The organism is Cellulomonas uda (genome assembly GCF_006538705.1).
GTDB classification, from domain to species: Bacteria; Actinomycetota; Actinomycetes; order Actinomycetales; family Cellulomonadaceae; genus Cellulomonas; species Cellulomonas uda.
This window is the reverse complement of the sequence record NZ_BJLP01000008.1, coordinates 68,797-77,020: the sequence shown is the minus strand read 5'-3', so window position 1 is coordinate 77,020 and position 8,224 is coordinate 68,797. Positions and strand designations below refer to the sequence as shown.

Genomic DNA, 8,224 nt, shown 5'->3' with positions numbered 1-8,224 from the left:
TCGGCGGGTGGAGCCGTCGGCGGGTGCGCGGTCGGCGAGCGCGACCCTCCCGGGCGCCGGGTGGTCGTCCGTCGCTACCGGTGGCTCCGGGGACGTCGAGCGGCTCGCGGAGGCGATGCGCGGGGTCCCCGCACCGGTCGACGAGGACGGTGCACCGGTCCCGGTGAGCGAGGCGGCCCGGCTGCTGTGCGACTGCGCGCTCACGCGCGTCGTGGTCGACGCCGAGAGCCGACCGGTCGACGTCGGGCGGACGCAGCGCCTCTACTCCGGTCACCTGCGTCGCGCGGTCGTCGCACGGGACGGCGGGTGCGTCTGGCCGGGCTGCGGCCGGCCCGCCCGGTGGTGCGAGGTCCACCACATCCGCTGGTGGGACCGGGACGGCGGGGAGACGTCCGTCGAGAACGGCGTCGTGCTGTGCGGCTTCCACCACCACGTGGTGCACGAGCGGGACCTCACGATCGAGCGCCATCCACCGGCGCCGCCGCCCCGAGGGGTGTCGTCGCGCCTCGTTGCGGGCGCCCTCCCACCCGTCACGTACACCTTCCGGACGCGCGGTGGGACCGTCGTGCGGTCGGCACGCGAGCCGGCGGCGTTCGGGTCTGCAGCTGCGACCGGGGCTGCGGCCGCGCCGCGAGGGGGTGGTGCGTCGCGAGGGAGTGGTGCGTCGCGAGGGAGTGCGACGCGAGCGCCGGGTCCTCCGGAACGGCGCGAGGTGAGTGACCTCAGCCGCCGAGAAGGTCCCGTGTTCCCGAGCGGCGGACCGGTGCCGGGGCGGCCGCGGGAGTCGGACCAGCCGGCGTTGTTCGCGATGGCACGTCCGGGCTGAGACGCGCCGGTCGCCGGTCGGCGACGGCGAGGCTGGCGACGGCGAGGCGGGCGACCGCGAGGCCGGCGGTGCGACGGCGGGTGGTCGACGGTCGGGTGGCACGGTGGCTGGCTGCCAGACGGCGAGGGATGCGACGGCGGGGGTGCGACGGCGGGGGTGCGACGGCGGGGGTGCGACGGCGGGGGTGCGAGGGGTGTCCGCGTCCCCCGCACCCCCGCCCGGCCGGGACATGGCCCCGGCCGCCGGCCCGGCGACGCGGACGTCGCGGGCCAGCTCCGGCGTCGGGTGGGACCGAGGTGCGGCCTCAGGTCCCACCCGACGCGGTCCCACCCGACGCGGTCCCACCCGAAGCGGTCCCACCCGACGCGGTCACGCCGGTGTCATGAGGTCAGGACACCGTGCAGGTCGTGCCGTTGAGCGTGAAGCTCGTCGGCCTGGGGTTCGACCCGGTGAAGGAACCGTTGAACCCGATCTCGACCGACGACCCCGCGGCGATCGAGCCGTTCCACGGCGCGTTCGTCACCGTCACGGCCTTGCCGCTCTGCGTGTACGTGCCGGACCAGCCGCTCACGACCTTCTGGTCCCCGGGGAACGAGAACCCGAGCGACCACGAGCTGACCGCGCTCGCGGACGTGAGCCTCACCGACGCCGTGAAACCGCCGGGCCAGTCGTTCGTGGCGTACTTCACGGTGCACGCCCCCGTCGGCGTCGGCGTACCGGTCGGGGTGGGCGTCGGGGTCGGCGTGGGCGTCACCGTCGGCGTCACCGTGGGTGTGGGTGTGGGCGTCGGCGTCAACGTGGGTGTGGGCGTCACCGTGGGTGTCGGCGTCACCGTGGGCGTGGTGCCGGTGTTGCCGACCACGATCCCGCGGCCGTTGGTGGCCACGTACACGCGCCCGAACACGTCGGGGTCGCCGGTGATCGCGGCACCTGTCCAGGCGTACTGGTGCTCGTCGTCGTTGATGCGGGTCCAGGTGCTGCCGCCGTCGAGCGAGCGGAAGAACCCACGCACCCCGTCGTACTCGGAGGTCGAGTAGACCGCCGGGTACGACGCACCGGGCGCCGCCTTGCCGAAGCCGACGGCACCGCCGTCGGTGAAGCCCGGGAGCTTCGTGAACGTCGTGCCGTAGTCCGTCGAGCGGTACAGACCGTTCTCGGCGGCGAGCCAGACGTGGCCCGCCTTGCCGGGCACGGCGCCGAACCGGACGTTGCCGGTCGTCGGGAACCCGGAGGCCGACGACGCGGTGAAGGTCACGCCCGCGTCGCGCGAGACGTAGAGCTTCCCGGCGGAGTAGGCGTAGAACGCCTTCGGGTCCTCACGGTCGGACTCGACCTGCGCCTGGGCGGGCACGCCGGTCGAGGCGGTCCACGACGAGCCGAGCGTCGTCGAGCGGTGCACGCCGGCGCCCTCGGGCGACCAGACGATCGCGGTGCCGTCGGCGTTGACCGCCACGGTGCCGGACTTCGTCACGCCCGCGGGCTCCTGCCCGGCCCACCACGTCGAGCCGGACGAGGTCGAGATGCCGATGTGCGACTCGACGGCGCCGTCGACGGCGTGCCCGACGCGCACCATCGTCGCGGGCTTCTTCTCGGCGAAGTCGACGGAGGTCCCCGTCCCGAAGAACGGCTGGGTGAACTGCTTGGCGGGCACCTTGGTGATGTCGGTGTGCACGAACCCACCGAGGTCCCCGAGCGCGGACACGAGCTCGACGGGGCCGGGAGGTGCGGCGAGGTCCTGCACGGAGGTCTCCTCGATGCCCTGGGCCTTGACGGTGATGTCGATCGTGCCGCCGGTGTCCCACGCGGTGAGGTTGTCGGTGCCGTAGATGGTCGCGCCGGTGCCGTAGAGCATCGTGTCGGAGTCGAAGGGGTCGATCTCGAGCGACTCGGTCATCCACCCGAGCTTGACCGGCGGCTCCGGCGGCTGTGGGTTCGTCGCGTTGAAGCCGAGCCAGGGCGCCGCGGAGATGTCCTGCGTGTAACGCAGCGTGCGGTCCGGGTAGCCGGCCCACTCCCAGATGGGCGACCAGGTGGCGCCGCGGTCGGTGGACCGGAAGATGATGACGTCGGGCCACCAGGAGACCTGCGTGGCGACCATGATCGTGTCGGGGTCCTGTCGGTCGATCGTCAGGCCGGAGTAGCCGTAGTAGAGGTCGGAGCTCGTCGACGGGACGGGCGAGATCCGGGTCCACGCGCCGGTCGTCGTGTCGAGGCGCCAGACGTCACCCTTGCCGCCGTCGTACGGGCCGCCGGTGTCGCTCGTCGCGATGTAGAGCTGCTTGCCGACCTTGTCGAACACGCCCTTGTGCGGGAGGTAGCCGGTGGGCTGGCCGGGGACGCGCGCCCACGTCGCCCCGCCGTCGGTCGAGCGGTAGACGTTGTTCTCCTTGTCGGCCACGCCGACGTAGATCGTCTTGCTGGCCACACCGGCGGAGCCGCTCGTGGGGTCGAACGTCACCCACACGACGCCCTGGTTGGACGTGAGGTAGGAGTTCGACGAGGTGGGGTCCTGCACGTAGTTGCCGGGGTTGGGGAAGCTCGTGACCTCGGCCCAGGTGGCGCCGTAGTCGGTGGAGCGCCACAGGCCGTTGCCGCCCTCGGTGCCGAGGTACAGGACGCGGTTGTCGTTGGGGTCGATCTGGAGGCGCTCACCCATGCCGCGGCCCGGCATGTTGCCGCCCACCTTGAACGGCAGCATGGTCCGCTGCCACGTCTCGCCGCGGTCCGTGGAGCGCAGGATCGCCCCGTTCTGGGGGTCCCACTCGTTGGTGTAGGTGCCGACGGCGGCGTAGACGCGGTTCGGGTCGCGCGCGTCGGTGGCGAGGGACAGCACGCCGGTGTGGGACCACTCGTCCCAGCCGATGTGGTCGAGCAGCGGGATCCAGCGCTCGGTGCGGGGGTCGAGGCGGTACGCGCCGCCGATGTCGGTGCGGGCGTAGACGAGGTCCTTCTCGCCCTGGTTGTAGATGATCCCGGGGACGAAGCCGCCGCCGACGATCTCGACGTTGCCCCAGGTGTAGCCGGCGGGCGGGTCGGCGGCGTCGGCGGGGCCGGTGGCAAGGGCGACGCCGGTCGCGGTCAGCGCGAGTGCGAGCACCCCGGCGGCGGCGCGTCTCGCGGTCGTCGTGGGACGGGGTGTCGCGAGCAGGGTCGGAACACGCATCCGCTCACTCCTTCGTGGCGTGGTGTGGGCCCGCCGCGAGGGTCGCGACGGGGCCGACGACCCGTCGCGCCGGGCTGCGGGGTGCGCGGAGGTCTAGGGCAGGCGCGACGCTAGTTGAAGCGCTTCGACGACTGAATCGGGCGAATCGTTTACGACGATCAGTGAGGCCGATCAGCCCGACAGATCAGCCCGACCGATCAGCCAGGCCGATCAGCCAGGCCGATCAGCTCGGTCGATCAGCCCGGCCGCCTGCGGACCCTGGTCCGGACGGTCAGTTCAGCCGCACGTCCGGCGGGTAGTGCGCCAGCATCGCCAGGTCCCCGCCCTGCCGCTGCAGCACGCGGCTCCAGAGCGTCTCGGGGTCGTCGGTGAACACGTCCGACGGCTCGGACGGCACCACGAACCACGCACCCTCGGCGATCTCCTCCTCCAGCTGACCCAGGCCCCAGCCGGAGTGCCCCGCGAAGATCCGAAGCCCGCTGAACCGCCCGACGACGCTCGTCGGGTCCGCGTCGAGGTCGACCAGACCGTAGACGCCGGTCAGCCGGTCGACGACGGGCTCGTCGCTCCCCGGCCCACTCGCGGCCTGACCGCTCAGGCCGTCCCGGCCGGCACCTGACGCACCGAGCACGTCACCCGCGTCCCCCGTGCCACCCCTGCCACCCGTGTCACCCGTGGCACCCGGCTCGCCCCTGTCGCCCGGCTCGCCCCTGTCTCCCGGCGAGCCCGGCCGGCCCAGGCTGCCCGGGTCGTCGAGGCCGCCGCCGCGCAGACCCTCGAGCAGCTCGTCGCGCGAGCCCGCGGGGTCGTCGCGCAGGTCGCGGCCCGGCGGGGCGGGCGCGGCGACCGCGACGCCGATCGCGCCGTCGAGCCCCACCGGGCCGCCCTGGAACAGCCCGTCCGGGCGGCTCACCACGTCCTGCCAGCCCGGCAGCACCGCGTCGACCTCCACGGGGAGCAGCCGGTTGAGCACCACGCCGAACGCACCCTCGTCGTTGTGGTCGAGCAGCAGCACGACGGTGCGGTGGAAGTTGGGGTCGAGCAGCTGTGGTGCCGCCACCAGCAGCCGTCCGCTCAGGGTCATGGCTCCATCATCGGCTCGAAGGGCCGCGCACGGCACCCCGGACGCGCATGTGTCAGACGCGCGTGGCTCAGACCTGGAGCCCGACGAGCCAGACGGCGCCCAGCGCGAGCCCGGCGACCGTGACGAGCGCGAGCACCCCCACCCAGAACGCCCCGGGCAGGTGCGTGAGCCCGCCGAGCAGCCCGGCGTCGGACGTGTCGCGGGCCCGGCGTCGGCGCGCGTCTCGTCGTCCCGCCTGCATCTCGAGCACGGCGCGCGGTGCGCCGAGCAGGAAGAACCACGTCACGGCGTACGCGAACACGGCCTGGACCTGCGCGGACGCCCACCCGGTCACGACGACGAGCACGGCGAGCGTCACGAGCACGGCCCACAGCCCGTACCAGTTGCGGATCCCGACGAGCACGCCGACGACGAGCACGAGCAGCGCCCACAGCAGTGCGACGTCGTAGCCGCGCACCAGCAGCCACGCGGCGCCCACGCCCACGACGGTCGGCGCGGGGTACCCCGCGAACGCGGTCGCGATCATCCCCGGCCCGCGCGGGCGGCCGCGCGACAGGGTCAGGCCCGAGGTGTCCGAGTGCACACGGATGCCCGACAGGCGCCGTCCGACGAGCACCGCGACCGTCGCGTGACCGGCCTCGTGCACGATCGTCAGCGCGTGCCGCGCGACCCGCCACGCGACCGGCACCGCCAGGACGACGAGCACGCCCAGGGCGGTCGCCACGACGACCCAGGTCTCGGGCACGGGGTTCGCCGTCGTCACGTCCGACCAGGTCTCTCGCAGCCAGTCCACGCGCGCGAGCGTACGGGTCGCGGGCGACCCTCGGGGCGGACGGGCTAGCGTCACCCCATGCCGATCCGGTGGACGACCGCGATGCTCGACCTGCCGCCCGACACGCTCGACGAGACGCTCGCGTTCTGGCTGCGCGTGACGGGCTCGGCGCTCTCGCCGTGGCGCGGCGAGGACGACGAGTACGCGACCCTCGTGCCGCCCGACGGCGACGACTACCTGCGCGTGCAGCGGTTCGCCGACGGCCCGCGCGTCCACCTCGACCTGCACGTGACCGCCGAGGGGCGGGACCCCGACGAGGCCGTGCGCGCCGAGCTGGTGCGCGCGCTCGCGCTCGGGGCCGCGCTCGAGCACGACGCGGGCGGGCACGTCGTGCTGTCGTCGCCCGGCGGGTACGTGTTCTGCCTGGTCCGGCACACGGGGCACGCGCGTCGAGCCGGGGCCGTCCCCGTGGCCGAGCGCGCGCGCGACGGCGACGGTGCGGCGTGCGCGCTGGTCGACCAGGTCTGCCTGGACGTCCCGGCGGACCGGTTCGACGACGAGGCCGCGTTCTGGCCCGCGTTCACCGGTTGGCCGCTCGACCCTCGCGCGACGGGCGAGCTGGTGCCGCTCGAGCGGCCCGCGGGGATGCCGTTGCGCCTCCTGCTGCAACGGCTCGGCGCCGACGACCCGCGCCGCGAGACCAGCGCGCACCTCGACCTCGCGACGGTCGCACGCCCGGCCGTCGAGCGCGCGCACGTGCAGGCGGGGGCGCGGCTGGTCGCGCGCCGCGAGCGGTGGACGACGCTCCTCGACCCGTCGGGCTCCCCCTACTGCCTCACGGCGCGCGACCCGTCGACCGGCCGCGCCCCCGTCTGAGCCACCCGTCTGAGCCCCCCGTCTGAGCCACCCGTCTGAGCCACCCGGGCCTGAGCGACGTCCGCCTGAGCGACGTCGGCCTGGGCGACGTCCGTGTGGACGACCCGGCCCGGACGACGCCGGCGCTCAGCGCACGAGCGTCTCCCGCGACGTGGCCGAGGCGAAGCCGAGCCAGGTGTGCCGGTTGCGCGCCCAGCACCAGCCGACCTTCGGCGCGTCGCGGCGCTCGCGGCCGTCGCGGCCCGTGCCGTTGGAGATCCACACCGCGGGCGTCCGCGCGTCGAGCCCGCCGCGCGGCGTGACGCGCCGGGAGCCGATCGTCATGAAGCAGTGGTTGCGCTCGAGCACGTCGGGCGCCTGCAGCACCCACTGCACGCCCTCGCTCAGGGTGAGCGGGGTCCGCGCGCGGCGCGCGAGCTCGTCGGCGGCCTCGTCGGGCGACCAGCTCGCGAGGTCGTCGCCGCGGTCGAGCCCGACGAGCACGTACGGCTCGGCGGGCACGTCGAGGCCCGCGATCGGCGCGAACTCGTCGACGTCCGTCATGTCCTCGACGACGAACCCGGCTCGCTCGCCGCGGCGCAGCAGCGGTGCGAGCGCCGAGACCGGGACGAGTGTCGGGGGCAGGACGAGCAGGCCGCCAGGCCGGGCCTCGTCGGGCTCACGGTGGTGGGAGTCGTCGGCGCTGTCGGGGCTGGCGGGGTCGGCGGGGCCGGTGGGTTCGGTCGGGTCGGCGGGGTCCGCGGCGTGCGCGAGCGCGCGCAGGTCGTCGGGCGCGATGCCCGCGAGGTCGGCGACGCCGAGCGCGACGAGCCGTTCGGCCTGCTCGCGGAGTGACGGCAGCTCGTGAGCCGCACGGGCCGGGTGAGCCGCGGGAGTCGCCGGGGCGGGCGATGCGGGCGGTACGGGAGATGCGGACGGGCTCGTCGGGCTCGTCGTCGGGTTCGTCGTCGGGGTGGGTGCGGGCACGGTGACCTCCACGGGACGGTCGGGCGTCCGGGGCGTCGGACGCGCGGGATGGAGAACGCGCGGGACGTCCGGTTCGTGCCCGCGTCGCGGGTGATCCCGGGCCCTTGGTCACGTCCCTCGTCGCCCGCCGGGCCGTGCGGGTGGGGAGGTCCTGTGCAGGGGAGCAATTGCCGCGCACCGTGTCAGGGCGGACGGATAGAGTGCCGACGTCCCTGCGGTGGACGCCCGTCTCACACGTTGATCTGCACGGCTGCCCCGGTGGCCTGACCGGCTGCGAGCCCGAGCGGCCGCCCGCGGGTCGGCGGGCGCGTTGCCGCGGTCCGGTCGCCGGTGTCGGCGACGGGACGCGACGCCGTCCGGTCCGGGCGGGGTGGCGACCGCTCGCGCGGCCCGTGCGCCGTTCCGGTCGGCGCGTCCGCCCGGTGTACGCCGTGCGGTCGCACGAGCTCCGCGGCGACGTGTACGAGTGCCCGGCGAGGGTGCCCGGCGCGGGCGCGCGAGGGGCACGACGGTCGCGAGGCGCGACAAGACGACGAC

7 protein-coding genes are annotated in these 8,224 nt (G+C 74.7%); 2 read left to right on the top strand and 5 right to left on the bottom strand.

All coding sequences use genetic code 11. From position 1 onward, the window contains the following. The coding region (locus CUD01_RS16940) for a hypothetical protein (protein WP_244937645.1) at window positions 1-204 on the bottom strand (204 nt) is incomplete at its 3' end. On the opposite strand from CUD01_RS16940, the gene CUD01_RS17340 reads away from it, so the two are divergent. Then, complete coding sequence (locus CUD01_RS17340) at window positions 116-826, top strand: HNH endonuclease signature motif containing protein (RefSeq protein ID WP_371860751.1); 711 nt, start codon at window positions 116-118, stop codon at window positions 824-826. The two genes, CUD01_RS16940 and CUD01_RS17340, sit on opposite strands and share 89 nt — an antisense overlap. A 388-nt stretch (window positions 827-1,214) precedes the next feature. Here CUD01_RS17340 and CUD01_RS03865 read toward each other — a convergent pair whose 3' ends face one another. From CUD01_RS03865 to CUD01_RS03855, 3 genes are all read right to left on the bottom strand, one after another. Next, window positions 1,215-3,989: a cellulose-binding domain-containing protein gene (locus CUD01_RS03865; protein WP_141318869.1), complete on the bottom strand. Its 2,775-nt coding sequence runs from the start codon at window positions 3,987-3,989 to the stop codon at window positions 1,215-1,217. Window positions 3,990-4,260: 271 nt separating this feature from the next. Further along, a complete protein-coding gene (locus CUD01_RS03860; protein ID WP_141318867.1) occupies window positions 4,261-5,073 on the bottom strand; it encodes a YqgE/AlgH family protein in 813 nt (270 codons plus the stop codon). Between the two features lie 67 nt (window positions 5,074-5,140). Beyond that, entirely contained in the window at window positions 5,141-5,866 is a 726-nt protein-coding gene (locus CUD01_RS03855) for a M50 family metallopeptidase (RefSeq protein ID WP_094181392.1), read from the bottom strand. A 57-nt stretch (window positions 5,867-5,923) separates the two neighbouring features. On the opposite strand from CUD01_RS03855, the gene CUD01_RS03850 reads away from it, so the two are divergent. Further along, window positions 5,924-6,721 (top strand): VOC family protein, encoded by a 798-nt coding sequence (locus tag CUD01_RS03850; protein WP_141318865.1) that lies wholly within the window; start codon window positions 5,924-5,926, stop codon window positions 6,719-6,721. Window positions 6,722-6,847: 126 nt separating this feature from the next. Here the strand turns inward: CUD01_RS03850 and CUD01_RS03845 are convergent, their stop codons facing one another. Then, a complete protein-coding gene (locus CUD01_RS03845) occupies window positions 6,848-7,687 on the bottom strand; it encodes a DUF5701 family protein (protein ID WP_244937644.1) in 840 nt (279 codons plus the stop codon). Window positions 7,688-8,224: the final 537 nt, after the last annotated feature.